At 56.1% G+C, this 26,224-nt stretch carries 24 protein-coding genes and 1 riboswitch; of the genes, 9 read left to right on the plus strand and 15 right to left on the minus strand.

The window, feature by feature from the left end:
- Position 1: 1 nt before the first annotated feature.
- From mraY to leuO, 11 genes are all read right to left on the minus strand, one after another.
- Positions 2 to 1,084, minus strand: coding sequence for a phospho-N-acetylmuramoyl-pentapeptide-transferase (gene mraY / locus FFS28_RS11410; protein ID WP_003856353.1), 1,083 nt, complete (start codon positions 1,082 to 1,084; stop codon positions 2 to 4).
- Positions 1,078 to 2,436 (minus strand): UDP-N-acetylmuramoyl-tripeptide--D-alanyl-D-alanine ligase, encoded by a 1,359-nt coding sequence (gene murF, locus FFS28_RS11415; protein ID WP_137849586.1) that lies wholly within the window; start codon positions 2,434 to 2,436, stop codon positions 1,078 to 1,080. The genes mraY and murF overlap by 7 nt, the downstream gene beginning before the upstream one ends.
- Positions 2,433 to 3,920, minus strand: a complete 1,488-nt coding sequence (murE, locus tag FFS28_RS11420) for a UDP-N-acetylmuramoyl-L-alanyl-D-glutamate--2,6-diaminopimelate ligase (protein ID WP_137849587.1) — start codon at positions 3,918 to 3,920, stop codon at positions 2,433 to 2,435. The genes murF and murE overlap by 4 nt, the downstream gene beginning before the upstream one ends.
- Positions 3,907 to 5,673, minus strand: a complete 1,767-nt coding sequence (ftsI, locus tag FFS28_RS11425; protein ID WP_006173859.1) for a peptidoglycan DD-transpeptidase PBP3 — start codon at positions 5,671 to 5,673, stop codon at positions 3,907 to 3,909. The genes murE and ftsI overlap by 14 nt, the downstream gene beginning before the upstream one ends.
- Positions 5,674 to 5,688: 15 nt before the next feature.
- Positions 5,689 to 6,054: a cell division protein FtsL gene (ftsL, locus tag FFS28_RS11430; RefSeq protein ID WP_006173860.1), complete on the minus strand. Its 366-nt coding sequence runs from the start codon at positions 6,052 to 6,054 to the stop codon at positions 5,689 to 5,691.
- The gene (rsmH, locus tag FFS28_RS11435) at positions 6,051 to 6,992 is read right to left on the minus strand and encodes a 16S rRNA (cytosine(1402)-N(4))-methyltransferase RsmH (protein WP_006173862.1); all 942 of its coding nucleotides are present in this window, start codon (positions 6,990 to 6,992) and stop codon (positions 6,051 to 6,053) included. The genes ftsL and rsmH overlap by 4 nt, the downstream gene beginning before the upstream one ends.
- Positions 6,993 to 6,994: 2 nt before the next feature.
- The gene (mraZ, locus tag FFS28_RS11440; protein ID WP_006173863.1) at positions 6,995 to 7,453 is read right to left on the minus strand and encodes a division/cell wall cluster transcriptional repressor MraZ; all 459 of its coding nucleotides are present in this window, start codon (positions 7,451 to 7,453) and stop codon (positions 6,995 to 6,997) included.
- Between the two features lie 588 nt (positions 7,454 to 8,041).
- Positions 8,042 to 9,046: a catabolite repressor/activator gene (gene cra, locus FFS28_RS11445; RefSeq protein WP_006173866.1), complete on the minus strand. Its 1,005-nt coding sequence runs from the start codon at positions 9,044 to 9,046 to the stop codon at positions 8,042 to 8,044.
- 179 nt (positions 9,047 to 9,225) lie between these two features.
- Entirely contained in the window at positions 9,226 to 9,717 is a 492-nt protein-coding gene (gene ilvN, locus FFS28_RS11455) for an acetolactate synthase small subunit (RefSeq protein ID WP_137849589.1), read from the minus strand.
- Between the two features lies 1 nt (position 9,718).
- Entirely contained in the window at positions 9,719 to 11,443 is a 1,725-nt protein-coding gene (ilvI, locus tag FFS28_RS11460; RefSeq protein ID WP_137849590.1) for an acetolactate synthase 3 large subunit, read from the minus strand.
- Between the two features lie 378 nt (positions 11,444 to 11,821).
- Positions 11,822 to 12,766, minus strand: coding sequence for a transcriptional regulator LeuO (leuO, locus tag FFS28_RS11465; protein WP_006173872.1), 945 nt, complete (start codon positions 12,764 to 12,766; stop codon positions 11,822 to 11,824).
- A gap of 638 nt (positions 12,767 to 13,404) precedes the next feature.
- Here leuO and leuL point away from each other — a divergent pair.
- The 5 genes from leuL to leuD all read left to right on the plus strand — a co-directional run bounded on the left by leuL (position 13,405) and on the right by leuD (position 18,264).
- A complete protein-coding gene (gene leuL, locus FFS28_RS21970; protein ID WP_101738246.1) occupies positions 13,405 to 13,491 on the plus strand; it encodes a leu operon leader peptide in 87 nt (28 codons plus the stop codon).
- A 91-nt stretch (positions 13,492 to 13,582) separates the two neighbouring features.
- Positions 13,583 to 15,154: a 2-isopropylmalate synthase gene (gene leuA / locus FFS28_RS11475; RefSeq protein WP_006173874.1), complete on the plus strand. Its 1,572-nt coding sequence runs from the start codon at positions 13,583 to 13,585 to the stop codon at positions 15,152 to 15,154.
- Positions 15,154 to 16,245, plus strand: coding sequence for a 3-isopropylmalate dehydrogenase (gene leuB / locus FFS28_RS11480; RefSeq protein WP_058609675.1), 1,092 nt, complete (start codon positions 15,154 to 15,156; stop codon positions 16,243 to 16,245). Before leuA ends, leuB begins: the two co-directional genes overlap by 1 nt.
- A gap of 2 nt (positions 16,246 to 16,247) precedes the next feature.
- A complete protein-coding gene (gene leuC, locus FFS28_RS11485) occupies positions 16,248 to 17,648 on the plus strand; it encodes a 3-isopropylmalate dehydratase large subunit (protein WP_137849591.1) in 1,401 nt (466 codons plus the stop codon).
- A 10-nt stretch (positions 17,649 to 17,658) separates the two neighbouring features.
- Positions 17,659 to 18,264: a 3-isopropylmalate dehydratase small subunit gene (gene leuD, locus FFS28_RS11490; protein ID WP_137849592.1), complete on the plus strand. Its 606-nt coding sequence runs from the start codon at positions 17,659 to 17,661 to the stop codon at positions 18,262 to 18,264.
- A 92-nt stretch (positions 18,265 to 18,356) separates the two neighbouring features.
- Here the strand turns inward: leuD and FFS28_RS11495 are convergent, their stop codons facing one another.
- From FFS28_RS11495 to sgrT, 3 genes are all read right to left on the minus strand, one after another.
- Entirely contained in the window at positions 18,357 to 18,509 is a 153-nt protein-coding gene (locus FFS28_RS11495; RefSeq protein ID WP_010427008.1) for a Hok/Gef family protein, read from the minus strand.
- Between the two features lie 217 nt (positions 18,510 to 18,726).
- Entirely contained in the window at positions 18,727 to 19,905 is a 1,179-nt protein-coding gene (locus tag FFS28_RS11500; protein WP_137849593.1) for a sugar efflux transporter, read from the minus strand.
- 119 nt (positions 19,906 to 20,024) lie between these two features.
- Entirely contained in the window at positions 20,025 to 20,177 is a 153-nt protein-coding gene (sgrT, locus tag FFS28_RS11505; RefSeq protein ID WP_042319274.1) for a glucose uptake inhibitor SgrT, read from the minus strand.
- An 88-nt stretch (positions 20,178 to 20,265) separates the two neighbouring features.
- On the opposite strand from sgrT, the gene sgrR reads away from it, so the two are divergent.
- From sgrR to thiQ, 4 genes are all read left to right on the plus strand, one after another.
- Entirely contained in the window at positions 20,266 to 21,921 is a 1,656-nt protein-coding gene (gene sgrR, locus FFS28_RS11510; protein ID WP_137849594.1) for an HTH-type transcriptional regulator SgrR, read from the plus strand.
- A 36-nt stretch (positions 21,922 to 21,957) separates the two neighbouring features.
- A riboswitch (TPP riboswitch) is annotated at positions 21,958 to 22,058 on the plus strand.
- Positions 22,059 to 22,089: 31 nt separating this feature from the next.
- Positions 22,090 to 23,073 carry a thiamine ABC transporter substrate binding subunit gene (thiB, locus tag FFS28_RS11515; protein ID WP_137849595.1) on the plus strand — a complete coding sequence of 328 codons (984 nt, stop codon included), beginning with the start codon at positions 22,090 to 22,092 and terminating at the stop codon, positions 23,071 to 23,073.
- Positions 23,049 to 24,659 (plus strand): thiamine/thiamine pyrophosphate ABC transporter permease ThiP, encoded by a 1,611-nt coding sequence (thiP, locus tag FFS28_RS11520; RefSeq protein ID WP_137849596.1) that lies wholly within the window; start codon positions 23,049 to 23,051, stop codon positions 24,657 to 24,659. Before thiB ends, thiP begins: the two co-directional genes overlap by 25 nt.
- A complete protein-coding gene (thiQ, locus tag FFS28_RS11525) occupies positions 24,643 to 25,344 on the plus strand; it encodes a thiamine ABC transporter ATP-binding protein ThiQ (protein ID WP_058609672.1) in 702 nt (233 codons plus the stop codon). Before thiP ends, thiQ begins: the two co-directional genes overlap by 17 nt.
- 31 nt (positions 25,345 to 25,375) lie before the next feature.
- Here thiQ and FFS28_RS11530 read toward each other — a convergent pair whose 3' ends face one another.
- Positions 25,376 to 26,143 (minus strand): DedA family protein, encoded by a 768-nt coding sequence (locus FFS28_RS11530; protein WP_006173888.1) that lies wholly within the window; start codon positions 26,141 to 26,143, stop codon positions 25,376 to 25,378.
- Positions 26,144 to 26,224 lie beyond the last annotated feature (81 nt).

Below are 26,224 nucleotides of genomic sequence, written 5' to 3' on the forward strand. Positions count from 1 at the left end.
ATTAACGTACCTTCAGCGTTGCCAGGCCAATCAGGACCAGCATCAGCGAAATAATCCAGAAGCGCACAATCACGCGCGGCTCCGGCCAGCCTTTCAGTTCATAGTGATGGTGAATCGGTGCCATGCGGAAGATGCGCTGTCCGCGCAGCTTGAAGGAACCCACCTGCAGAATGACCGACAGGGTCTCCACCACAAACACGCCGCCCATGATCACCAGCAGGAACTCCTGACGCAGCAGCACGGCGATAATGCCGAGCGCGCCGCCCAGGGCCAGCGAACCGACGTCGCCCATAAAGACCTGCGCCGGATAGGTGTTGAACCACAGGAAGCCCAGCCCCGCCCCGACGATCGCCGTACAGACAATCACCAGTTCACCGGCGTGACGCAGGTAAGGAATGTGCAGATAGTTGGCAAAGTTCATGTTGCCTGTCGCCCAGGCGACCAGCGCAAAACCACCCGCGACAAAAACGGTAGGCATAATCGCCAGGCCATCCAGACCATCCGTCAGGTTGACGGCGTTACCGGTACCAACAATCACGAAGTACGCCAGCAGGATGTAGAACAGCCCCAGCTGCGGCATCACGTCTTTGAAGAAGGGCACCACCAGCTCGGTAGCCGGGGTATCCTTACCTGCCAGATACAGCGCGAAGGCGACGCCCAGCGCAATCACCGACATCCAGAAATATTTCCAGCGGGCAATCAGGCCTTTGGTATCTTTGCGCACCACCTTACGGTAGTCATCGACAAAACCAATAATCCCGTAGCCGACCAGCACGGTCAGCACGCACCAGACGTAAGGGTTTGACGGGTAAGCCCACAGCAGTACGGACACGACGATAGCGGTCAGGATCATAATCCCGCCCATGGTCGGCGTACCGCGCTTGCTGAAGTGAGATTCCGGGCCATCGTTACGCACAACCTGGCCGAAAGAGAGTTTTTGCAGACGGGCAATCATGCGCGGGCCCATCCACAAGGAGATGAACAGCGCAGTCAGCAGGCTGACGATGGCGCGAAACGTCAGATAGGAAAAGACGTTAAAGCCTGAATAATATTTGACCAAATGCTCGGCCAGCCAAACTAACATGTTCCGTTCTCCTGTAATGCGTGCACAACCTCTTCCATGGCGGCACTACGTGAACCTTTCACTAACACAGTCACAATTTGTTTTTCTGCAATTAACGCGTTGAGGCGTTCAATCAATTCGGCTTTGGTCGCAAAATGCTCGCCAACGCCGCTGGCCTGAGAAATCGCCTGACTCAATTTTCCTGCGCTCAGCACGCAATCCAGACCCGCCGCTTTCGCCGCCTCGCCCACCTGGATATGGCAGGCTTCGCTCTCATCGCCCAGTTCACCCATATCACCGACAACCATGACGCGGTAGCCCGGCATTTCCGACAACACTTGCACAGCTGCGGTCATAGAACCGACGTTGGCATTGTAGGAGTCGTCCAGCAGCAGTTTGTTTTCTGCCAGCGGGATGGGGAACAGACGCCCCGGCACGGCTTTAAGATTCGCCAGCCCGGTTTTGATGGCGTCGTGCGATGCGCCCACGGCCATCGATAACGCCGCTGCTGCAAGCGCATTCGCGATGTTATGGCGACCCGGCAACGGCAGCAGCACATCCACACCACCCGTTGGGGTGTTGAGCGTGAACTCGGTGCCGTGCGAGGTCACATGGATATTGGTTGCCGTAAAATCGCTGTTGGCGGCATTCGGGGAAAAGCGCCAGGTCTTACGTGAACCAATGATGCTCTGCCAGTTCAGCCAGTCGTTATTGTCAGCGTTCATAATGGCGATACCGTCAGCAGGCAGGCCGGTGTAGATTTCGCCTTTGGCTTTCGCCACGCCTTCCAGCGAGCCGAACCCTTCCAGGTGCGCAGCCGCCAGGTTATTCACCAGCGCCGCTTCCGGACGCGTCAGGCTCACCGTCCAGGCGATTTCGCCCTGATGGTTTGCCCCTAATTCAATTACCGCAAATTTATGTTCTTTAGTCAGGCGCAGCAGTGTCATCGGCACGCCGATGTCATTGTTGAGGTTACCTGCGGTATACAGCGTGTTTCCGCACTGGCCGAGGATCGCTGCCGTCATCTCTTTGACCGAGGTTTTGCCGGACGAGCCCGTCAGCGCCACAACGCGAGCCGGAACCTGCTGGCGTACCCACGCCGCCAGTTCGCCAAACGCCAGGCGGGTGTCTTTCACCACAATCTGCGGCAGATCGATGTCGAGCTTGCGGCTTACCAGCAGCGCACCTGCGCCGTTCTCTTTCGCGCTATCGACAAAATCGTGCGCATCAAAACGCTCGCCTTTCAGCGCCACAAACAGGCAACCCGCGGTCACTTTGCGGGTATCGGTCGTTACGTCGTCAATGGTCAGATCCTGGCCCTGCAGCGTCCCCTTCAGGATGGCTGCGGCCTGACTTAGCGTAAAGCTGATCATGCTACGACTCCCAGCAGACGTGCTGCCGTAACGCGGTCGGAGTAGTCCAGACGGCGGTTGCCAACGATCTGATAATCTTCATGCCCTTTACCGGCCAGCAGAACGACGTCGTTCTCCTGCGCCTGCATAATGGCGTTGGTGACGGCTTCCGCGCGGCCTTCCACCACGCGGGCGCGGCCAGCGTCGAGCATACCGGCCAGAATGTCGTTGATGATGGTGCGCGGCTCTTCGGTACGCGGGTTGTCATCGGTCACCACCGGAATGTCCGCGAACTGTTCCGCAATCGCCCCCATCAGCGGGCGCTTGCCTTTGTCACGATCGCCGCCGCAGCCAAACACGCACCAGAGTTTACCGGCGCAGTGCAGACGCGCCGCTTCCAGCGCTTTTTCCAGCGCATCCGGGGTGTGGGCATAATCCACGACCACGGTCGGTTTACCCGGCGCGCTAAACACTTCCATACGGCCACACACCGGTTGCAGACGCTCCGCCGTTTTCAGCAGCTCCGCCATCGGGTAGCCCAGCGCCAGCAGCGTCGCCAGCGCCAGCAGCAGGTTGCTGACGTTGAATGCGCCCATCAGGCGGCTTTCGATCTCGCCTTCGCCCCATGACGACGCAACGCGAATAGTCGCTCCGCGGTCGTGATACTTCACCTCAACCGCTTTCAGCCAGCGGCCGTGGCAGTTCGGGTTAATATGGTCTTCCATCGAGACGGCAACCGCGTCCGGCAGCTTCGCCAGCCAGCGGCGTCCGACTTCATCATCGGCGTTAACGATAGCCTCGCCGTGATGGTGGGTGGAATAGAGCAGCCATTTCGCGGCTTCGTAATGCTCCATATCGCCGTGATAATCAAGATGATCGCGGCTGAGGTTGGTGAACACGGAAGCGGCAAATTTCAGCGCCGCCACGCGGTGCTGCACCAGCCCGTGGGAGGAAACCTCCATCGCGGCGAAGCTCGCCCCCTGCTCTGCCAGCCCGGCAAGCACATGTTGCACATCTACCGCCGAGCCGGTGGTATTTTCCGTCGGGCTAACGTTGCCCAGCAGGCCATTACCGACTGTGCCCATTACCGCGCCGGTTTCACCCAGCAGCTGAGCCCATTGCGCCATCAGCTGCGTAGTGGTTGTTTTTCCGTTGGTGCCCGTGACGCCCACCAGACGAAGCTGGTCGGAGGGCTCATGATAAAAACGTCCTGCCAGTGCGGAGAGACGCTCATTCAGTTGGCTGAGGTAGATAACCGGCACGCCGTGCATTTCACGGATTTCGCCGTCGGTTGCCTCATCTTTCGCCTCAGCAATAACGGCAGCAACACCTTGCGCAATCGCCTGCGGGATATAACGACGCCCGTCCGCCTGATGACCTACTACAGCCACAAAAAGATCGCCAGAAGCCGCAACGCGGCTGTCCAGAATCATCTCTCGTAGCGCTCGCGCGGGTGCGTTCGGCACCCACGGAGCGAGAAGGTCGCGCAAATTACGATCTGCCACCTGTACCCTCGCCTTGATTAATTACAAATTCACTTTTCTCGCCCGTCGCCAGCGCATCCGGTTCGATATTCATGGTGCGCAACACGCCGCCCATGATGGCTCCGAACACAGGCGCGGAAACGGCGCCACCGTAGTATTTACCCGCCTGCGGATCGTTAATCACCACCACCAGCGCAAAACGCGGATTGCTGGCAGGTGCAACGCCTGCGGTATAGGCAATGTATTTATTGATGTAGCGGCCATCTGGCCCCACTTTTTTCGCCGTACCGGTTTTAATGGCGATGCGATAGCCTTTGATCGCCGCCTTCACGCCGCCGCCGCCGGGCAGCGCCACGCTTTCCATCATATGCACCACGGTACGCACGATGGATTCCGGGAAGATACGCTCGCCCGGAACCGGTGGATCAACTTTGGTGATCGACAGCGGACGGTAAACGCCATAGCTGCCAATCGTTGCGTAGACTCGCGCTAACTGTAACGGGGTTACCATTAGCCCGTAGCCGAAAGAGAAGGTGGCCCTCTCTATGTCAGACCACCGTTGTTTTTGAGGATATAAGCCACTGCGTTCTCCGACCAACCCCAAATTGGTCGCTTTTCCCAGCCCAAAACGTGAGTAAGTCTCTACTAACGCTGAGGACGGCATCGCTAACGCCAGCTTTGAAACACCGACGTTACTCGACTTCTGTAAGACCCCGGTGAGGGTCAGTTCGCTGTAACGGGCCACGTCTTTGATTTCATGGCCATTAATGCGGTAAGGAATCGTATTCAGAACGGTACTTTCATTGACAATGCCACGCTGAAGCGCGGTCATCACCACCATCGGTTTTACGGTTGAGCCCGGTTCGAAAACGTCAGTAATCGACCGGTTACGCATCGCATCTTTTGCGGTGCCCGCGAAATTATTCGGGTTGTAAGAGGGGCTGCTGGCCATCGCCAGCACTTCGCCCGTGTTGACATCAACCAGGACGGCGCTGCCAGATTCCGCCTTGTTAAAGGCCACGGCGTTGTTCAGCTCGCGGTAGACCAGCGCCTGCAGGCGTTCATCAATGCTCAGGGCCAGGTTATGCGCGGCCTGGCTGTCCGTGGAAGAGATATCCTCAATGACGCGACCGTAGCGGTCTTTACGCACGATGCGCTCGCCCGGCTGGCCGGTCAGCCACTTATCAAAGCTTTTTTCGACGCCCTCGATCCCCTGACTATCGACGTTGGTAAAGCCGATGAGGTGAGCGGTTACTTCGCCGGAAGGATAATAACGACGTGACTCCTCACGCAGATGAATCCCCGGCAGCTTGAGCTTTTTGATGTAATCCGCCATGTCAGGGTTAACCTGACGTGCCAGATAGATAAAACGCCCTTTCGGGTTAGCGTTAACGCGCGACGCCAGCTGATCCAGCGGCATTTTCAGCGCATCGGAGAGCGCTTTCCAGCGGTTATCAAGCGTGATACCCCCCGCGTCGTGCAGTTCTTTAGGGTCAGCCCAAATGGCTTTTACCGGCACGCTCACCGCCAGCGGACGGCCAGAGCGGTCGGTGATCATGCCGCGAGAGGTAGACACTTCCTGAACGCGCAGAGAACGCATGTCGCCCTGGCGCACCAGCATGTCAGGGGCGATGATTTGCAACCACGCCACGCGTCCCAGCAGGAACCCCAGCGCCAGTAAAATGCAGCCGCAAAGCAACGCAAAACGCCAACTCACAAAGTTGGCCTGTTCTTCCTGACGTTTTGGTTTTAGCGTTTTTGCCGCTGCTTTCATGCGTCGCGTTTTCCCTTATTTTTGTACTACGATATTTTCCTGAGAAGGATCAACATGCTGCAGCTGCAGCTTTTCCGTTGCGATCCGTTCAACCCGGCTGTGATCGCCGAGCGCGTTCTCTTCAAGAATGAGGTTTCGCCATTCGATATCCAGCGCATCACGTTCCAGCACCAACTGCTCGCGCTGCGCGGTTAACAAACGGGTGTGGTGGGCCGTAGTGACCACCGTTACTGCCGTCACGATGATGCAAATGAACAAGCAGAGTGGCAGCTTCCCAAACCGCAAAAGATCGTCGCCGATCACGCCAGGCAAGGCATGGCGCTCGTTGCTTCCTAACGATCCCTTAACTTTGCTTAGGGTCTCTGTCACTCTGCCGATCATGCGTTCGTCCTCTCTGCTACACGCAGCACTGAACTACGGGCTCGTGGATTCTCTGCCACCTCTTCTTCGCCCGGCATCAACTTGCCTAGTGCTCGCAGCTGACGACCGCCCAGCTTGCTGAGCTGTTCTTCCGTCATCGGCAGCCCCGCAGGCACCTGAGGACCGCGACTTTGCTCGCGCATAAAGCGTTTCACAATGCGGTCTTCCAGTGAATGGAAGCTGATTACGGATAACCGCCCACCCGGGGCCAGTACGTCGAGCGAGCTTTTTAGCGCCAGCTCTATTTCCTCCAGTTCACTGTTTACCCAGATGCGCACCGCCTGGAAGGTACGGGTCGCGGGATGTTTATGCTTATCTTTCACCGGCGTCGCCGCCGCGATAACCTCGGCCAGCTCTTTCGTGCGGGTCATTGGCTCAATGCGGTTACGCTCAACGATGGCGCGCGCAATGCGTTTGCCAAAACGCTCTTCACCGAAGGTTTTGATCACCCAGGCGATATCCGCTTCGTCCGCCGTCTGAAGCCATTCGGCAGCAGACTGACCGCGCGTAGGGTCCATACGCATATCCAGCGGGCCGTCACGCATAAAGGAGAAACCACGTTCGGCATCATCAAGCTGGGGTGAAGAGACGCCAAGATCGAGGAGAATGCCGTCAATCTTGCCGGTTAAGCCGCGCTCGGCCACGTAGTCCGCGAGCGCAGAGAAAGGTCCATGCACGATGGAAAAACGAGGATCGTCGATGGTTTGCGCAACGGCAATCGCCTGCGGATCGCGATCGATTGCCAGCAGGCGTCCTTCCGCTCCAAGCTGTGAGAGGATTAAACGCGAGTGTCCACCGCGACCAAAAGTGCCATCAACGTAGATGCCGTCCGGACGAATATTCAGGCCGTTAACGGCCTCATCCAGCAACACCGTTGTATGTTTATAATTTTCCATCATATTTATAGAGACAAGTCCTGCAGCCGTTCCGATAGTGTCGCGGAATCCGACTGCTCAGCGTCGATATCTTCCCTGACCTGTTGATACCAGGTCGTTTCATCCCACAGCTCAAACTTATTGAACTGCCCGACCAGCATCACTTCTTTTGTCAGACCGGCATGTTGCCGCAACACAGGCGCGATCAGTAAACGCCCCGCGCTATCCATCTGACATTCACTGGCATGTCCCAATAACAGCCGCTGTACGCGGCGTTCCTGCGGGTTCATGCTCGACAGTCGCGACAGCTTTTGCTCAATAATTTCCCATTCAGGTAAAGGATAAAGCAGCAGGCAGGGGGAGTTGATGTCAATGGTGCAAACCATTTGACCTGAAGCGTTCTCGATCAGTTGGTCGCGGTATCGGGTTGGTACCGATAAACGCCCCTTACTGTCGAGATTGACTAACGTTGCCCCACGGAACATGCCAGCCTCACCCCTCTAAACCACTTAACCCCACAAATTCCCACCCAAAGGAGTTTACGGAGCGAGGGAAAAGCTTGTCAAGCCAGGACTATCCCTATATGAGTCCGAAAGCCCGGTATTTACAGAGACAACTCAACCTGATTAATAACTGCACAACTGGCGAGGCAAATTAACGTCATGAATATTTGTAAGAAAAAAAACGAATATGCACGTAAGCGATAAAGATCGCTTCATATCGTCACCAGCAAATATAAAGTGTCAGTTTGCGACGCGGGCAGCATTTTAGGACATATTGCCTGACAGGAACAGCGCCAGATTCGCGCGAGGAAGCAGGTTGATGAGCAGGCTGGCTGGAAGCGAGAAAAAACAGCTGAATATTCATTACCCCGGACAGGGTTTGTAACAAAATAATTCAGAATGGCGGATTAAAAATCGTATAAATGTTCTTTAAAAGGCTATTTAAAAGCCAGAATGAATTAAGAAAAATAGCAGACGACAACGCGTAAAGAATTATCCTAATTTTTCTGCGGGAATTGTCTTTAACCCTATTACGCTAAAAAGGGGTAGCAAACGCTACCCCTGAACAACTTAATGGCGGCTTAAAATGCCGCGGCGATAAAGATTGCGTTTGATACGCGTCAGCCCCGGTTTCGGTTTACGCGGCTCATCCAGGCTCGCCAGCACGATTTCCAGCACGCGCTCTGCCACGTCGCGATGACGCTGCGCAACGGCCAGCACCGGGCACTGCAGGAAATCGAGCAGTTCGTTATCCCCAAACGTGGCAATCGCCAGGTCAGAGGGCAGTTTACCGTCACGACGCAGCGTCACGTCCATCACACCCTGCAACAGCGCGAAAGAGGTGGTGAACAGCGCCTGCGGCATCGGATGCGTTTCCAGCCATTTTTCGAACAGTTGTGCGGCAGCTTCACGCTCATAGCTGTTGGCATAGAGGTAATGGACTTCACGCGGATCGTCTTTCCAGGCGGTTCTGAACCCTTGCTCGCGCAGGAAGCTGACGGACAGCTCGGGTAAAGCCCCCAGATACAGCACCGTTTCCGCCGGGAAGGTTCTTAGCTCGGCGGCCAGCATTTCTGAATCGTCCTGATCGGCCCCCACGACGCTGGTAAAGTGTTCGCGGTCCAGCGCACGGTCAAGCGCCACAATCGGGAACGGGTCGTTCGCCCAGCGTTGATAGAAAGGATGCTCAGGCGGCAAGGACGTCGAGACAATAATGGCATCAACCTGCCGCTGGAGGAGGTGTTCGATACAGCGCATCTCGTTATCAGGCTGATCTTCTGAACAGGCGATGAGCAGTTGGTAGCCACGCTGGCGCGCCTGACGTTCAAGATAGTTAGCAATGCGGGTATAGCTGGTGTTTTCCAGATCTGGGATCACCAGACCGATAGAGCGGGTGCGCCCGGCACGCAGACCGGCGGCGACAGCATTCGGATGGTAGTTATGCTCACGAACCACCGCCATGACTTTTTCCACGGTCTTATCGCTGACACGGTACTGCTTTGCTTTACCGTTAATCACATAGCTGGCCGTAGTTCGTGACACGCCGGCTAGCCGGGCGATTTCATCCAGTTTCACAATTGCCCCTCAAAAAAAGAAAAGAGTCCATGGCCCTGTCAAGGTTATGGTTAAATCTTTTAACATCTAAACGCAGAATAGTCACCGCGGCAATCGCTTTTATCTGCATTCGCGGCGGTTTGAACAAAAAAAAGCCCGGCTTTGGTGACCGGGCAGAAAGAGGCGAACCTTTTTGACGTTTAACGCATGATTTTATCGCCGCGCGACAGGCCCACAATGCCGGAGCGCGCCACTTCAACTATTTTTGCGACATCCCGCACCGAGGTGAGAAAAGCATCCAGTTTGTCACTCGTGCCGGCCAGCTGCACGGTATATATAGAAGGGGTAACATCGATGATCTGCCCACGGAAGATATCCGTATTGCGTTTAACCTCTTCACGGCCATACCCGCTGGCCTGAATTTTCACCAGCATCACTTCACGCTCGACGTAAGCGCCCTGCCCCAGTTCGCTTACGCGCAGCACGTCGACCAGTTTATGCAGCTGCTTTTCGATCTGCTCAAGCACTTTGGCATCACCCACGGTCTGGATGGTCATCCGCGAAAGCGTTGGATCGTCCGTCGGGGCAACCGTCAGGCTTTCAATGTTATAGCCGCGCTGAGCAAAAAGCCCAATGACGCGCGACAGTGCGCCTGACTCGTTTTCCAGTAATACAGATAATATCCGGCGCATATCAGGTTCTCTCCGTTTTGCTTAACCACATTTCGTCCATGCCACCACCGCGAATATGCATGGGATAAACATGTTCGGCCCCGTCCACGATGACGTCCATGAAAACAAGACGATTGTTTTTAACGTGCTCAAGCGCTTCGCTGAGTTTCGCCTCCAGCTCAGCCGGATTAGACACCCGCATCCCCACGTGCCCATAGGCCTCGGCCAGACGGACAAAATCAGGCAGGGAGGTCATGTATGACTGCGAGTGACGACCGGAATAGATCATATCCTGCCACTGCTTCACCATTCCGAGGTAGCCATTATTCAGGTTCAGGATCAGCACCGGCAGTTCGTACTGCAGCGCGGTGGAAAGCTCCTGAATGTTCATCTGAATACTGCCATCCCCCGTCACGCACACCACGGTTTCGTTGGGCAGCGCCAGCTTCACCCCCAGCGCGGCGGGAAGGCCAAAGCCCATGGTGCCCAGCCCGCCGGAGTTGATCCAGCGGCGGGGTTTATCAAATGGATAGTAGAGCGCGGCAAACATCTGGTGCTGGCCAACGTCCGATGTCACGTACGCATCGCCGTGGGTGAGACGCCAGATCGTTTCGATCACCGCCTGCGGTTTAATGTGCTCGCTTTGGGTATCGAACTTCAAACACTGGCGCGCACGCCACTGGGCGATCTGCTGCCACCAGTCGCGGATCTCATCCAGCGGCTGAGCGGTGGTTTCCTGAACCAGCAGCTCCAGCATCTGCTCCAGAACCTGACGAGCATCGCCGACGATCGGCACATCGGCCGCGACAGTTTTGGAAATCGACGTGGGATCGATATCAATGTGCAGCACCGTCGCGTTCGGGCAGTATTTCGCGAGGTTATTGGTCGTACGATCGTCAAAGCGCACGCCAACCGCAAAGATCACATCAGAATTGTGCATCGTCATGTTGGCTTCGTAGGTACCATGCATACCCAGCATCCCCAGCGCCTGACGGTGCGACGCCGGGAACGCGCCAAGCCCCATCAATGATGACGACACCGGAAGGTTTAATTTCTCAACCAGCTCACGCAGTTGCGTTTCACACGCGGCATTAATGGCTCCGCCGCCCACGTAGACCACCGGCTTTTTAGCCGCCAGAAGCGTTTGCAGCGCGCGCTTTATTTGTCCTTTATGTCCCTGAGTCGTCGGGTTGTAAGAACGCATGCTTACCGACTCCGGCCAGACGTAAGGCAGTTTGTTTGCCGGATTCAAAATGTCTTTCGGCAGATCGACCACCACCGGGCCGGGACGACCACTCGCCGCCAGCCAGAACGCCTTTTTCAGCACGCCGGGAATATCTTCCGTCTGCTTCACCAGAAAACTGTGCTTAACAACGGGGCGCGAGATCCCCACCATGTCGCACTCCTGAAACGCGTCGTAGCCAATCAGGGAGGTGGCCACCTGCCCGGAGAGGATCACCAGCGGGATGGAATCCATATAGGCGGTGGCAATCCCGGTGATGGCATTGGTTGCGCCAGGGCCGGAGGTGACCAGCACAACGCCCACCTCACCCGTCGCCCGCGCCAGACCGTCGGCCATGTGCACCGCAGCCTGTTCGTGACGAACCAGAACATGATCGACGCCGCCTACCGTATGGAGCGCATCGTAAATATCAAGAACTGCGCCTCCGGGATAGCCAAACACATGCTTCACGCCCTGATCGATGAGCGATCGGACGACCATTTCCGCGCCAGACAACATCTCCATGCTTTGCCTCCAGGCTTTTGTTATCGACAGGTCGCAAACGTATCATCCACGCCGTCTTACAACGGGGATTAACCCATCTTATATTTTGCAGAGTGAGCGTTACCTTAACCGCTCGTTATGAGGCAGGCAATTAGCAAACCGGGGCGACCTGGAGGCTTAAAAAGTGGAAAAGAGAGGGATTATCATAATTACTGGTGAATTCATCTGAGGGAGTGAAACGCGCTGATAAATCATCGCCTAAAAGCGGGAGGAATCAGTAAATGATCTATTTTTACGCGCTGGCTGGCAGGGCAAAAAAAATGAAACAGAATAAAATAGTAGATATTTAAACAAACCCAGGATAAATCGTGGTCGTTATCACGATTTACCCCGATTCATTTAGCGACCACACACGCTAATAAGAAGCTCTTCCATCCATTGATGGCCTTTATCTCGTCCAGCGGCTTCATGCCAGGAAAGATAGCAGGTGCGGCTATTGAGTTTGAGCGGTAAAGGCAGGACTTGCAGCCCCAGCGGCTCTGAGAACTCTTCAGCCAGCCAGCGCGGCGCAATAGCCACCAGCTGAGTCTGAGATACCACGTTTAATACACTTACCATCGCCATTCCCTGATAGGCCACGCAGGCTTGTTTATCGGGCGTGTCATACCACGGTTGGCTGAACGAAGCATATCTGTCGAGAGCAACAACGGCGTGCTGTTCGTTATAGACATCATTTTCACGCAGCGGTGAATTCATACGCGGATGTTTTTTACTGGCGACCAACACCATTTCATCTTTAAACAGAGGAACGCAGGAAAATTCCGGGCGACGGAACTCTTCATAACCCAGCACAAACTCGGTTTCCTGGTAACGCAACTGATGCTCAGTGTTCTGATTTAACGATGATTTAAAAACGAGGTGAATATTTGGCGCAATCTCTTCCACTTTATTGTAGATAATAGATGTTAAATAATTATCTAAAGGGCTGCAGACGCAGAGATGGAATACACGTTCGCTGCTTAGCGGTTCAAACCCTGAACCCGGCAGTTCATTTTGCACTAATTGCAGCGCCTGGCGAACCGCGCCGAAAAGCTGGAATGCACGCGCCGTAGGTTGGATCCCCCTGCCATAACGAACAAAGAGTTCGTCATTAAACATCACCTTAAGTCTGGCGACAGCATTACTGACTGCGGGTTGAGACATTCCCAGAGACTGCGCCGCTCTCGTGATATTCTGCTCCTGCATGACCGCATCAAACACGGTTAACAGATTAAGATCGACGGTGCGTAACTGAGGCTTAACCCCATCATAGACTTGAGGTTGATTAATATTATTTTCTTGCATTCTTGACTCCACTGTCACGCTAAACTCCCTTTACCAAAGTGCAGTAATAAGTTCGAAAAATATGATTTATCATGCATATAAAACCAGCGAAAGAGAATTCTTTAAAATTCGGAAAATATAAAGAAAAACTCATCAAAAAGTGGCTTCGCTTAGCCACTAAGCGAAAGGTAACGTTCGAATAAACGATATATAAAACATTAATAATGAAATGAAAGCATAATTTCGGCAAATAAACAATCACCTCAAAAATGAATGATAATTTAAGTATTATTAAACTATTAACCTCAGACTACACAAACTCATTAACATTTTGCTATCATAGGGCCCGCCTCAACCCCACTTAAAATCATTCACCGTAGTTATAAATAAATGAATTAAAAAAGGTTTAGCTTCATTACACATGACGTTTAAAATATGTGTTTATTTGAAAGAAAATATATTCAAACCATTTCACAAATAAATGCCCGGTCCAAAAATAGACAATCAGAATGGTTATAAACACGAAATCCAGCACAATTAGCTAAAGTGTAAAATCCGTCCTGCCCGTTTATCCGCTGCGTTTTTACCGTCGGGGGTTGACATGAAACCTCGTATCCAGTACCACTAAAAGCATATCGATTTTAACGGGAGCACGATTCATGATCCGCACCATTCGCTTCACCAGCCTACTACTACTAAACGCATCCACTGTGCGCGGTAGTCTGGCGGGCGAAATTCAGCGTTGAATCGTCTCCAGTAAAACTAAGAACCCGCGCCACTGCGCGGGTTTTTTTATGCTCGTAGCAAGGCGCCCTAAGACAGACAAGGACCTAACCCATGAGCCAGCAAGTCATTATTTTCGATACGACATTACGCGACGGTGAACAGGCGTTGCAGGCAAGCCTGAGCGTGAAAGAAAAACTGCAGATTGCGCTGGCCCTCGAACGTATGGGCGTTGACGTGATGGAGGTCGGTTTCCCGGTCTCTTCCCCGGGCGATTTCGAATCGGTACAGACCATCGCGCGCACCATCAAAAACAGCCGCGTCTGCGGTCTGGCACGCTGTGTTGAGAAAGACATCGACGTAGCGGCCGAGTCGCTGAAGGTGGCTGAAGCCTTCCGAATTCATACGTTTATCGCCACCTCTCCTATGCACATTGCCACCAAGCTGCGCAGCACGCTGGATGAGGTGATTGAACGCGCGGTATATATGGTTAAGCGTGCGCGTAACTATACGGATGACGTTGAATTCTCCTGTGAAGATGCGGGCCGTACGCCGATTGAGGACCTGGCGCGCGTGGTGGAAGCCGCAATCAACGCGGGAGCCAAAACCATCAACATCCCGGACACCGTCGGCTACACCATGCCGTTTGAATTTTCCAACATCATCACCGGCCTGTATGACCGCGTGCCTAACATCGATAAAGCGATCATCTCCGTTCATACCCACGATGATTTAGGTCTGGCTGTCGGCAACGCCATTGCGGCCGTTCACGCCGGGGCGCGTCAGGTAGAAGGCGCGATGAACGGGATCGGCGAACGCGCCGGTAACTGCTCGCTGGAAGAGGTCATCATGGCGATTAAAGTGCGTAAAGACATCATGAATGTGAATACGCGCATTAATCACCATGAAATCTGGCGCACCAGCCAGACCGTAAGCCAGATCTGCAATATGCCGGTCCCTGCCAACAAGGCGATTGTTGGCACCGGCGCGTTTGCGCACTCCTCCGGTATTCACCAGGACGGCGTCATCAAGAACCGTGAAAACTACGAAATCATGACCCCGGAATCCATCGGCCTGAACCAGGTTCAGTTGAACCTGACCTCACGCTCTGGTCGGGCAGCGGTGAAACACCGTATGGAAGAGATGGGTTACAAAGACAGCGATTACAACATGGACCAGCTGTACGACGCGTTCCTGAAGCTGGCGGATAAAAAAGGCCAGGTCTTCGACTATGACCTGGAAGCGCTGGCGTTCATCAACAAGCAACAGGAAGAGCCAGAGCATTTCCGCCTGGATTACTTCAGCGTGCAGTCCGGCTCAAGCGATATCGCCACCGCCTCGGTGAAACTGGCCTGCGGTGAAGAAATTAAAGCCGAAGCGGCCAACGGCAACGGCCCGGTGGATGCCATTTATCAGGCAATCAATCGCATCACAGAGTATGACATCGAGCTGGTTAAGTATGGCCTCAGCGCTAAGGGGCACGGTAAAGATGCCCTGGGTCAGGTTGATATCGTCGTCAATCACAATGGCCGCCGTTTCCACGGGGTTGGTCTGGCAACGGACATCGTTGAATCCTCTGCCAAAGCGATGGTTCACGTCCTGAATAACATCTGGCGCGCCGCTGAAGTGGATAAAGAGTTGCAACGCAAAGCTCAGAATAAAGAGAACAACAAGGAAACCGTGTAATGTCGAAGAATCACCATATTGCTGTGTTACCGGGCGATGGTATTGGCCCGGAAGTGATGGCACAGGCGCTGAAAGTACTGGAAGCCGTTCGCTCGCGTTTTGCGATGAAAATTACCACCAGCCACTACGATGTGGGCGGTGTCGCCATTGATAATCAGGGTACGCCACTGCCAAAAGCCACGGTTGAAGGCTGCGAAAATGCCGATGCCGTGCTGTTCGGCTCCGTAGGTGGCCCTAAATGGGAACATCTGCCACCGGCAGAGCAGCCTGAGCGCGGTGCGCTGCTGCCGTTGCGCAAACATTTCAAATTGTTCAGCAACCTGCGTCCGGCGAAGCTGTACCCGGGGCTGGAAGAGTTTTGCCCGCTGCGCGCGGATATCGCCGCTAACGGCTTCGACATTCTGTGCGTGCGTGAGCTCACCGGCGGGATCTACTTTGGTCAGCCGAAAGGCCGTGAAGGCAGCGGCCAGCATGAAAAGGCGTTTGATACCGAAGTCTATCACCGCTTCGAGATCGAGCGGATCGCCCATATCGCGTTTGAATCCGCACGCAAGCGCCGTCACAAAGTGACCTCAATCGATAAAGCGAACGTACTGCAATCCTCAATTTTGTGGCGCGAAATCGTCAGCGACGTTGCCAGACAGTACCCGGACGTTGAGCTGTCGCATATGTACATTGATAACGCGACGATGCAGCTGATTAAAGATCCGTCCCAGTTTGACGTACTGCTCTGCTCCAACCTGTTCGGCGACATTTTGTCGGACGAGTGCGCGATGATCACCGGCTCCATGGGGATGCTGCCTTCCGCCAGCCTCAACGAAGAGGGCTTTGGCCTGTACGAACCAGCGGGCGGCTCTGCTCCGGATATCGCGGGTAAAAACATTGCCAACCCGATTGCGCAGATCCTGTCGCTGGCTCTGCTGTTGCGCTACAGCCTTGATGCAGGCGAAGCCGCGACGGCCATTGAAAACGCCATCAACCGCGCGTTAGAAGAAGGCATTCGTACCGGCGATTTGGCGCGCGGCACGGCGGCAGTCAGTACCGATGAAATGGGCGACATCATTGCCCGCTATGTTGCTGAAGGGGTGTAATCATGGCGAAGACGTTATATGAAAAGTTGTTTGATGCCCATGTCGTTTATGAGGCGCCTGACGAAACCCCACTGCTGTACATTGACCGTCACCTGGTACACGAAGTGACCTCTCCACAGGCATTTGACGGCCTGAGGGCGCACAAGCGCCCGGTACGTCAGCCGGGCAAGACCTTTGCCACGATGGATCACAACGTCTCCACCCAGACTAAAGACATCAACGCCTCAGGCGAGATGGCGCGGATCCAGATGCAGGAGCTGATTAAAAACTGCAACGAGTTTGGCGTTGAGCTGTACGACTTGAATCACCCGTATCAGGGCATCGTCCATGTGATGGGGCCTGAGCAGGGCATCACCCTGCCGGGGATGACCATCGTCTGCGGCGACTCCCATACCGCCACCCACGGCGCGTTCGGCGCACTGGCGTTCGGGATTGGGACCTCTGAAGTTGAACACGTGCTGGCAACCCAGACCCTGAAGCAGGGCCGCGCCAAGACCATGAAGATTGAGGTAAAGGGCAAAGCCGCTCCGGGCATCACCGCGAAAGATATCGTTCTGGCCATTATCGGTAAAACCGGCAGCGCGGGCGGCACCGGCCACGTTGTCGAGTTCTGCGGCGAAGCCATTCAGGCCCTGAGCATGGAAGGTCGTATGACCCTGTGCAACATGGCGATTGAGATGGGGGCGAAAGCGGGTCTGGTTGCGCCAGACGACACCACGTTTGACTACGTGAAAGGCCGCCTGCACGCCCCCAAAGATCGGGATTATGCCGATGCGGTGGAATACTGGAAAACCCTGAAAACCGACGACGGCGCGGTCTTCGACACCGTGGTCACCCTGCAGGCGGAAGAGATTGCCCCGCAGGTGACCTGGGGAACCAATCCCGGTCAGGTGATCTCCGTTAACGATAATGTGCCGGATCCGGCCTCTTTTGCCGACCCGGTAGAGCGTGCCAGCGCCGAAAAAGCGTTGGCCTACATGGGGCTGAAACCCGGCGTTCCGCTGACCGATGTCGCGATCGACAAAGTGTTTATTGGTTCCTGCACCAACTCGCGTATCGAAGATTTGCGCGCCGCAGCCGACATCGCCAAAGGCCGCAAAGTGGCACCCGGCGTGCAGGCGCTGGTCGTGCCTGGCTCCGGCCCGGTGAAAGCGCAGGCGGAAGCCGAAGGTCTGGATAAGATCTTTATCGACGCGGGCTTTGAGTGGCGTCTGCCCGGCTGCTCCATGTGTCTGGCCATGAACAACGACCGCCTGAACCCGGGCGAGCGCTGCGCCTCCACCAGCAACCGTAACTTTGAAGGCCGTCAGGGCCGCGGCGGGCGTACCCATCTGGTCAGCCCGGCAATGGCCGCTGCGGCAGCCGTCACCGGCCATTTCGCCGACATTCGTAGCCTGAAATAAGGAGACAATCATGGCAGAGAAATTTACCCAACATACGGGCCGGGTTGTCCCTCTGGATGCCGCCAACGTTGATACCGACGCGATCATTCCCAAGCAGTTTTTGCAGAAAGTGACCCGGACCGGTTTTGGTGCGCACCTGTTCAATGACTGGCGGTTCCTTGACGATAAAGGTGAGGTTCCGAACCCTGAGTTCGTTCTGAACTTTACTGAATTCAACGGCGCCTCGATTCTGCTGGCACGTGAAAACTTTGGCTGCGGTTCCTCACGTGAACACGCGCCGTGGGCGCTGACCGACTACGGCTTTAAGGTGGTTATCGCCCCGAGTTTCGCGGATATTTTCTATGGCAACAGCTTTAACAACCAGCTGCTGCCGGTGACGTTGAGCGATGAACAGGTCGATGAGTTATTCGCGCTGGTGCAGGCGAATCCAGGCATGTCGTTTGAAGTGGATCTGGAAGCGGAAGTGGTCAAAGCCGGCGATAAAACCTACAGCTTCAGCATTGACGCGTTCCGTCGTCACTGCATGCTGAACGGGCTGGACAGCATCGGCTTAACGCTGCAGCACGAAGCCGCCATTTCCGAATACGAGAAAAAACAGCCTGCGTTTATGGGCTAAAGGCAATGGCCCGCAGAATGCGGGCCATTGATAAGGGTGCGTTGAGGCTCAACCACTCTGGAGAGGCGGGGACACTTCCCCCGCCAATACCGCTAACGTTTTGCTTCGTAAGCCAACACTGCCGCCAGCTCTGTTTTCTCCTGTCTGAAATGCAATTCACATAGCGAATCGCGCACCATCCAGGTGAAGATCAACAGCGTGGTACAGATCAGAAACAAACCTAACAGCAGAGTACGTTTTGGCATTCCAGCCTCCTTATTGCTTTTCGGCAACGAAGAGACTAACCTCGCAATGTGTGTTGTGAAGTTGGTCTCCCCATCAGTTTTATTGATGTGGGACTCTCCACTGTTTGCCTCTTGCGAAAGCCTGAGGCAAACAGCCTCAAGCACCCGCCACGCACTCTATTCCCCTTCTCAGCATCTGTCAGAAAGTCATTTCATTTCGTGAAGCCGCCTTCCAGAATCAGACGTCTTTTACCCGGCACGTCAACACCAGCGTCACGACCGAAATGGCCGCAATTACCCAGTACACCACAGCGTGCCCGTAGCTTTGCGACAACGCGCCCTGAATAACCCCTGCCAGTATCACGCCCGTTGAAATACTGTTGGTAAACAGCGTCGTGGCCGACCCGGCGCGTCCCGGCATCAGGTCCTGGAACCAGAGCATGCCAATTCCGGCGACGATACCGATAAACACGGCGTTGAACAGCTGCAGTGCCAGCAGCGCATCACGCGAGTGAAAGAGGATCAGCCCAAGGTAGAACAGCACCCCAGCCGCCACGGCGACAATCATCATCCGGCGTTTTCCAAAGCGCTTTACGTAATACCCGGCCAGGATCATCGCCGGGATTTCCAGCCCGGCGGCCGTGCCCATCAGGATCCCCGCAAGCCTGTCAGGCAGGCCCAGATCGCTGCTTACCCACAGCGGCATGTCGATGATGTACATGGTGTTGCAGGTCCACATCAGGGTAGAGGCAATAAACAGCATGCGCACGTTCTTATCCTGCCAGCCGCTTACCTGGGTGATCGGTTTATCCGTTATCTGTTCAACCCGTGCGACCGAGGGCAGCGCGAAGGCGATCAGCGCAAGGCTAATCACAAAAATCCCGGCGGCGATGGAAAACATGACGGTAAAACCGTAATTGAGCGCCAGCATGAAGGCCAGCGGCGGGCCGATGACCCACGCCAGAGAGAGCTGCGCACGCATAACCGAACTGAACATCACCACTTCGCGCGCCGAGTTATCGGCATATTCGCGAGCCAGCGCAAACAGCTGTGGCATGGCGGTATTGGCCAACGAAGCCAGCAGCACGCCGCAGGTAATGAGCGTCAGGTAGTGACGGTTGAAGGCAAACAGCAAGGCATTCCCCACCGCCATGGCGCAGCAGAACAGGATGAGCCGGCGGCGATCGCCCTGGCTGTCCGATCGTTTTGCCAGCCACAGGCTCACCAGGATCCCGGCGATGGCGTTAACGGTATAAAACAGGCCGACCCAAAACGGCTGCGCGCCCACTTCACGGCTGAGGAACAGGCTCAGCGTCGGGGCCTGTAGCGCCCCTGCAACGCCCATCATAAAGGCGACCAGCATAAAAGCGGCGTACACGCCGTTCAGGCGTCGCCCCATTGTCATCAACCAGAGCATGCGCAAATCCTTATGAAAGCAAAACGAATTGGGCGAAATAGTAAACGAAAAAAGCCAGCAAAAACATTTTGCTGGCGGGTGATTAGCACCAATACTCAGTCACACATGATCGAGGCGAGTTAGCGAGAAGAGGTCGATTTCGTAACGTCCCACTGCATCAGTTCTTCAAGCATTTTCAGCCGTTGCTCTGCACACTGGCGGGCCAGCCAGGACACACCCTGTGTCGCTAAAAAATACTGTTGATAAAACTGACGTGCGGTAGACCTCTTCATAATTTACCTCCTCGCTTCATCAGGGAGAATTATTGGCTTAATATAGGGATAAATAAATTGCTGATTTTTTGTCAGGAGTTCCCCTTTTATGCCGTCCGGTCGTCTGCAACAACAATTCATTCGCCTCTGGCAGTGCTGCGAGGGCCAGTCGCAGGAGACCACGCTTAACGAGCTGGCTGATTTGCTTAACTGTTCCCGACGCCATATGCGCACGCTGCTCAACACCATGCAGCAGCAGGGTTGGCTAAACTGGGAAGCAGAAGCCGGACGCGGCAAGCGCTCGCGTCTGACCTTTCTTTATACCGGCCTCGCCTTGCAGCAGCAGCGGGCGGAGGATCTGCTGGAGCAGGACAGAATCGATCAGCTGGTGCAGCTGGTCGGTGACAAGGCGGCGGTGCGCCAGATGCTGGTCTCGCATCTCGGGCGGAGCTTCCGCCAGGGCCGTCACATTCTGCGGGTGCTGTACTACCGTCCGATGAAAAATCTGTTACCGGGAAGCGCCTTACGCCGCTCGGAAACGCACATGGCGCGGCAGATTTTCAGCGGCCTGACGCGCATAAATGAGGAAAACGGGGAACTCGAAGCCGATATTGCGCACCACTGGCAACAGCTTTCTCCGCGCCACTGGCGCTTCTTTTTACGTCCCGGCATCCATTTCCATCACGGTCGCGAGCTGGAGATGAGCGACGTTATTGCCTCGTTAGAACGCGCCCGCAAGCTGCCGCTCTATACGCATATCACCCGTCTTCATTCACCGACGGCCTGGACGCTGGATATTGAACTGTCGCAGCCGGATCAATGGCTCCCCTGGCTGCTGGGCTATGTGCCGTCGATGATTTTGCCCGCCGAATGGGAATCACTGAACAACTTTGCCAGCCTGCCAATCGGCACCGGCCCGTATGCCGTTTCCCGCAATAACAGTAACCAGCTCAAGATCCGCGCCTTTGATGACTACTTTGGCTACCGGGCGTTAATCGACGAGGTGAACGTCTGGGTACTGCCGGATATCACTGAAGAGCTGAGCGTGGGGCTGACGCTGGAAGGCCCGACGACCGGGGAAAAAGCCGTGGAGAGTCGCCTTGAAGAGGGTTGCTACTATCTGCTGTTCGACAGCCGCACCCACCGCGGTGCAAACCTGGAGGTTCGCCAGTGGATCAGCCACGTTCTTGCCCCCGCGAACCTGATTTATCACGCGGAAGAGCAGTACCAGTCGTGGTGGTTCCCGGCGTATGGGCTGCTTCCCCGCTGGCACCACGCGCGCCCGGTGCACGCTGAAAAGCCTGCCGGGCTGGAGTCCATCACCCTGACTTTCTATCGCGAGCACGTCGAGCACCGGTTTATCGCCAGAATCATGCACAGGCTGCTCGCCGCCGTGGGGGTGACGCTGGAGATCAAAGAGGTTGATTATGACGAATGGCATCGCGGCGAGGTGGTCAGCGACATCTGGCTGAACAGCGCTAACTTCACGCTGCCGCTTGATTTCTCGCTCTTCTCGCATCTTTATGAAGTGCCGCTGATCCAGCACTGTATCAACCGTGACTGGCAGCAGGACGCCGCCCAGTGGCGGGCGGGAGAGATGAATCTGGCCGTCTGGTGCCAGCAGCTGATGGCGGAGCAGGCAATCGTTCCGCTGATCCACCACTGGCTGATGATTCAGGGGCAACGCAGTATGCGCGGCCTGCGGATGAACACCCTCGGCTGGTTTGATTTTAAATCCGCCTGGTTTGCGCCGCCGGAACCATAACGCTTTCGAAATATTCACCAAATCATTACAATGCTGTCGTTCTCAACGGGGTGCTGCATCACTGATGTGCGCTGAGATAATACCCGTCGAACCTGATCCGGATAACGCCGGCGAAGGGATTTGAGGCTGTCGCTCAAAATCCTTTGCCACTCAACTTTGAGGTGCAAAGTGTTAAAAAAAGTTCTTCCCCTGCTGGCGCTGTTTGCGCTGCCTGCGTTTGCTAAGCCCGTTCTGACGGTCTACACCTACGACTCCTTCTCTGCCGACTGGGGCCCAGGCCCGGTGGTGAAAAAAGCCTTTGAAGCTGACTGCGGCTGCGAGCTGAAATTCGTGGCGCTGGAAGACGGCGTCTCGCTGCTCAACCGTCTGCGTATGGAAGGTAAAAACAGCAAAGCCGACGTCGTGCTGGGCCTCGATAACAACCTGCTGGACGCGGCCACGCAAACGAAGCTGTTTGCCAAAAGCGGCGTCGCGGCAGAGGCCGTTAAGGTGCCGGGCGGCTGGAAAAACGACACCTTCGTGCCGTTCGACTACGGCTACTTCGCGTTTGTATATGACAAAAACAAGCTCAAGAATCCGCCAAAAAGCCTGAAGGAGCTGGTTGAAAGCGACCAGAAATGGCGCGTGATTTATGAAGATCCGCGCACCAGCACCCCCGGGCTTGGCCTGCTGCTGTGGATGCAAAAAGTCTACGGCGATAAAGCGCCTGACGCGTGGCAGAAACTGGCCGCCAAAACCGTTACCGTGACCAAGGGCTGGAGCGAGGCTTACGGCCTGTTCCTGAAAGGGGAAAGCGATCTGGTGCTGAGCTACACCACCTCTCCGGCCTACCACATTATCAGCGAGAAGAAAGATAACTACGCCGCCGCCGATTTTGCCGAAGGCCATTATCTGCAGGTGGAAGTCGCCGCGCGTACCGCCGCGAGCAAACAGCCGGAGCTGGCTGAGAAGTTCCTGAAATTTATGGTCTCCCCTGCGTTCCAGAATGCCATTCCGACGGGCAACTGGATGTACCCGGTTATCGACGTGACGCTGCCCGCGGGCTTTGACACCTTGAACAAACCGCAAACCGCGCTGGAATTTACACCGCAGCAGGTTGCCGCAGAGCGCGGTGCATGGGTAAGTGAATGGCAACGCGCCGTCAGCCGCTGATCCCTGGCTGGTTATTCCCCGGGCTACTCGCCGCCATGCTGATGGTGACGGTCAGCCTGGGTGCCTTTCTTGCGCTGTGGCTGAACGCGCCCGAGAGCGACCTGCTCGCGCTCTGGCATGACAGCTATCTCTGGCACGTCGTCCGCTTCTCCTTCTGGCAGGCGTTTCTCTCGTCGATGCTCTCGGTGGTGCCGGCCATCTTCCTGGCTCGCGCGCTCTATCGCCGACGTTTCCCCGGCAGACAGGCGCTGCTGCGCCTGTGCGCCATGACGTTGATTCTGCCCGTGCTGGTGGCAGTGTTCGGGATCCTGAGCGTCTATGGCCGCCAGGGCTGGCTCTCCTCGCTGTCTGGTCTGCTAGGCCTGGAGTGGACCTTCTCCCCTTACGGGCTGCAGGGCATTCTGCTGGCGCACATCTTTTTTAATATGCCGATGGCAACCCGGCTCTTTTTACAGGCGCTGGAGGCCATTCCGGGCGAGCAGCGGCAGATTGCCGCCCAGCTCGGGATGCGAGGCTGGTCGTTCTTCCGCTTCGTGGAGTGGCCGTGGCTGCGCCGCCAGATCCCGCCCGTTGCCGCGCTTATCTTTATGCTCTGCTTCGCCAGCTTCGCCACCGTGCTCTCCCTCGGCGGTGGCCCGCAGGCCACCACCATTGAGCTGGCGATTTATCAGGCCCTGAGTTACGACTACGATCCCGGGCGCGCCGCGCTGCTGGCAATCGTGCAGATGATGTGCTGCCTGGCGCTGGTTCTTCTGAGCCAGCGCTTAAGCAAAGCCATTCCTCCCGGCAGCAATCAAATTGCGGGCTGGCGCGATCCGCAGGACAGCACGCACAGCCGCATTACGGACGGCATTCTGATTGTGATGGCGCTGTTACTGATGCTCCCGCCGCTGATCGCGGTTGTCGTCGATGGCTTAAATCCGGCGATGGCGTCCGTGCTCCAGCAGCCGGTTCTGTGGCAGGCGACGTGGACCTCGCTGCGCATCGCGCTGGCCGCCGGTCTGCTGTGCGTCGTTCTGACCATGATGCTGCTCTGGAGCAGCCGCGAACTGTACGCCCGCCACGCACGCAAGGCCGGGCAAGCCCTAGAGCTAACGGGGATGTTGATCCTCGCGATGCCGGGGATCGTGCTGGCGACGGGCTTCTTTTTACTCTTTAACAGCACCGTCGGCCTGCCGGAAAGCGCAGACGGTATCGTGATTTTTACCAACGCCCTGATGGCCATTCCGTATGCGCTCAAGGTGCTGGAAAACCCGATGCGCGATATCAACAGCCGCTACGGTTTGCTGTGTCAGTCGCTGGGAATGCAGGGCTGGCGTCGGATAAACGTCGTCGAACTGCGCGCGCTGAAGCGCCCGCTGGCTCAGGCGCTGGCCTTCGCCTGCGTGCTGTCGATTGGGGATTTCGGCGTCGTCGCCCTCTTCGGCAATGACGATTTCCGCACGCTACCGTTCTGGCTGTATCAGCAAATTGGCTCTTACCGTAGCCAGGACGGGGCCGTCACCGCGCTATTACTGCTGCTGCTGTGCTTTGCGTTATTTACCGTTATCGAAAAAATCCCGGGGCGTGATGTTAAAACTGACTGATGTAACCTGGCTGTACCAGCATCTGCCGATGCGTTTCACGCTGTCCGTTCGACAGGGCGAGATGATTGCGGTCCTTGGCCCGAGCGGTGCCGGCAAGAGCACGTTGCTCAACCTGATTGCCGGTTTTCTGCAACCGGCCAGCGGGTCAATCTTGATTGAAAACCGGGACCATACCCGCACGCCACCGGCAAAGCGCCCGGTGTCGATGCTGTTTCAGGAAAATAACCTGTTCACGCATCTGACCGTGCGACAAAACATCGCCCTGGGGATGAACCCGGGCATGAAGCTGAACGATGCACAGCGTCATAAGCTTGATACGATCGCCGCCCAGATGGGGATCGCCGACTTCATCGACAGGCTGCCCGGCGAACTGTCCGGCGGCCAGCGTCAGCGGGTCGCACTGGCGCGCTGCCTGGTTCGCGAGCAGCCGGTGCTGCTGCTGGATGAGCCGTTTTCGGCGCTCGACCCGGCCCTGCGTCAGGAGATGCTCGCGCTGGTGCAGGACGTCTGCCAGCGCCAGCAGCTCACGATGCTAATGGTATCCCATAGCATTGAAGATGCGGCGCGGATTGCGCAGCGATCGGTGGTGGTCGCCGAGGGGCGGATTCTGTGGGATGGGGAAACGGAAGAACTGCTGAGCGGTAGAGCGGGGGTGTCTTCACTACTGGGCATTCATGCGGTCTAAGGCCCTCTCCCACGGGGAGAGGGAAAAAAGATTAACGGCTTACCACCTTCAGCAGGATCTCACCGTATACCGGCATCATCGGGTGGCGAATCAGCGCCACCAGTGCCACTACCGCCACGCCCAGCGTCAACGGGGCCAGCCACAGCAGGCGAGTGCGCGGCAGATAGCGCGTCAGGCGATCGGTACTGGCTTTCGCGCTGCGCCATAACCGCCAGCACAGCCATACCGCCAGCCAGAGCAGCACAGCTGTTCCCAGCAGCAGCCACTTAAACTCCCCGCTTTGCATCCCGTCAGGGATATCGATTGCCGCCCCCGCGAGGATCCCCGGCAGGAAGTAGAACGGCGGCCAGAAGACGCAGCCGATGATGTTCGGCACCACGAATTTCGCCACGGGCAGATCGAGCATGCCGGCCACCATTGGCACCAGCGGACGCGTTGGTCCGACAAAGCGCCCCACCAGAATCGTAAACATGCTGTGTTGATGCAGCGCGTGCTCGGTTTTATCCAGCAGCGCTTTGTTCTTTTTCATGAACGACCAGCGGTGCAGCGGTTTCTTAAAGCGCCAGCCCAGCCAGAAGGAGATCCAGTCTCCCAGCAAACAGCCGATGATCCCGGCCATCCACGCCTGCCAGAAATTGACCTCACCGCTGCCGATAAGCGCCCCAAGCCCCGCCATCATCACGGTGCCGGGCAGGATCAGCCCCACCAGCGCCAGCGATTCCAGAAACGCCACCAGCGCCACGGCGATGAGCGAGTACATAACGGACTGGGTGATAAAATGTTCCAGCAATGCCTGCATAACTATTCCGGTCAGAAAACGAATCAGCGATTCTGCTTAGCGCCCTGCACCGCGTCAAGGCATCAATTGTCTGAATAGTTT

Origin of the sequence: Enterobacter sp. 2VL, from assembly GCF_005503595.1 — a bacterium.
GTDB lineage: Bacteria > Pseudomonadota > Gammaproteobacteria > Enterobacterales > Enterobacteriaceae > Enterobacter > Enterobacter cancerogenus.

Excerpts from the sequence above, each read along its gene's own strand:
- mraY (WP_003856353.1), bottom strand. The coding sequence starts at position 1,084 with ATGTTAGTTTGGCTGGCCGAGCATTTGGTCAAATATTATTCAGGCTTT.
- murF (WP_137849586.1), bottom strand. The coding sequence starts at position 2,436 with ATGATCAGCTTTACGCTAAGTCAGGCCGCAGCCATCCTGAAGGGGACG.
- ftsI (WP_006173859.1), bottom strand. The coding sequence starts at position 5,673 with ATGAAAGCAGCGGCAAAAACGCTAAAACCAAAACGTCAGGAAGAACAG.
- ftsL (WP_006173860.1), bottom strand. The coding sequence starts at position 6,054 with ATGATCGGCAGAGTGACAGAGACCCTAAGCAAAGTTAAGGGATCGTTA.
- rsmH (WP_006173862.1), bottom strand. The coding sequence starts at position 6,992 with ATGATGGAAAATTATAAACATACAACGGTGTTGCTGGATGAGGCCGTT.
- mraZ (WP_006173863.1), bottom strand. The coding sequence starts at position 7,453 with ATGTTCCGTGGGGCAACGTTAGTCAATCTCGACAGTAAGGGGCGTTTA.
- ilvN (WP_137849589.1), bottom strand. The coding sequence starts at position 9,717 with ATGCGCCGGATATTATCTGTATTACTGGAAAACGAGTCAGGCGCACTG.
- ilvI (WP_137849590.1), bottom strand. The coding sequence starts at position 11,443 with ATGGAGATGTTGTCTGGCGCGGAAATGGTCGTCCGATCGCTCATCGAT.
- leuO (WP_006173872.1), bottom strand. The coding sequence starts at position 12,766 with ATGCAAGAAAATAATATTAATCAACCTCAAGTCTATGATGGGGTTAAG.
- leuL (WP_101738246.1), top strand. The coding sequence starts at position 13,405 with ATGATCCGCACCATTCGCTTCACCAGCCTACTACTACTAAACGCATCC.
- leuA (WP_006173874.1), top strand. The coding sequence starts at position 13,583 with ATGAGCCAGCAAGTCATTATTTTCGATACGACATTACGCGACGGTGAA.
- leuB (WP_058609675.1), top strand. The coding sequence starts at position 15,154 with ATGTCGAAGAATCACCATATTGCTGTGTTACCGGGCGATGGTATTGGC.
- leuC (WP_137849591.1), top strand. The coding sequence starts at position 16,248 with ATGGCGAAGACGTTATATGAAAAGTTGTTTGATGCCCATGTCGTTTAT.
- leuD (WP_137849592.1), top strand. The coding sequence starts at position 17,659 with ATGGCAGAGAAATTTACCCAACATACGGGCCGGGTTGTCCCTCTGGAT.
- FFS28_RS11495 (WP_010427008.1), bottom strand. The coding sequence starts at position 18,509 with ATGCCAAAACGTACTCTGCTGTTAGGTTTGTTTCTGATCTGTACCACG.
- FFS28_RS11500 (WP_137849593.1), bottom strand. The coding sequence starts at position 19,905 with ATGCTCTGGTTGATGACAATGGGGCGACGCCTGAACGGCGTGTACGCC.
- sgrT (WP_042319274.1), bottom strand. The coding sequence starts at position 20,177 with ATGAAGAGGTCTACCGCACGTCAGTTTTATCAACAGTATTTTTTAGCG.
- sgrR (WP_137849594.1), top strand. The coding sequence starts at position 20,266 with ATGCCGTCCGGTCGTCTGCAACAACAATTCATTCGCCTCTGGCAGTGC.
- thiP (WP_137849596.1), top strand. The coding sequence starts at position 23,049 with ATGGCAACGCGCCGTCAGCCGCTGATCCCTGGCTGGTTATTCCCCGGG.
- thiQ (WP_058609672.1), top strand. The coding sequence starts at position 24,643 with ATGTTAAAACTGACTGATGTAACCTGGCTGTACCAGCATCTGCCGATG.
- FFS28_RS11530 (WP_006173888.1), bottom strand. The coding sequence starts at position 26,143 with ATGCAGGCATTGCTGGAACATTTTATCACCCAGTCCGTTATGTACTCG.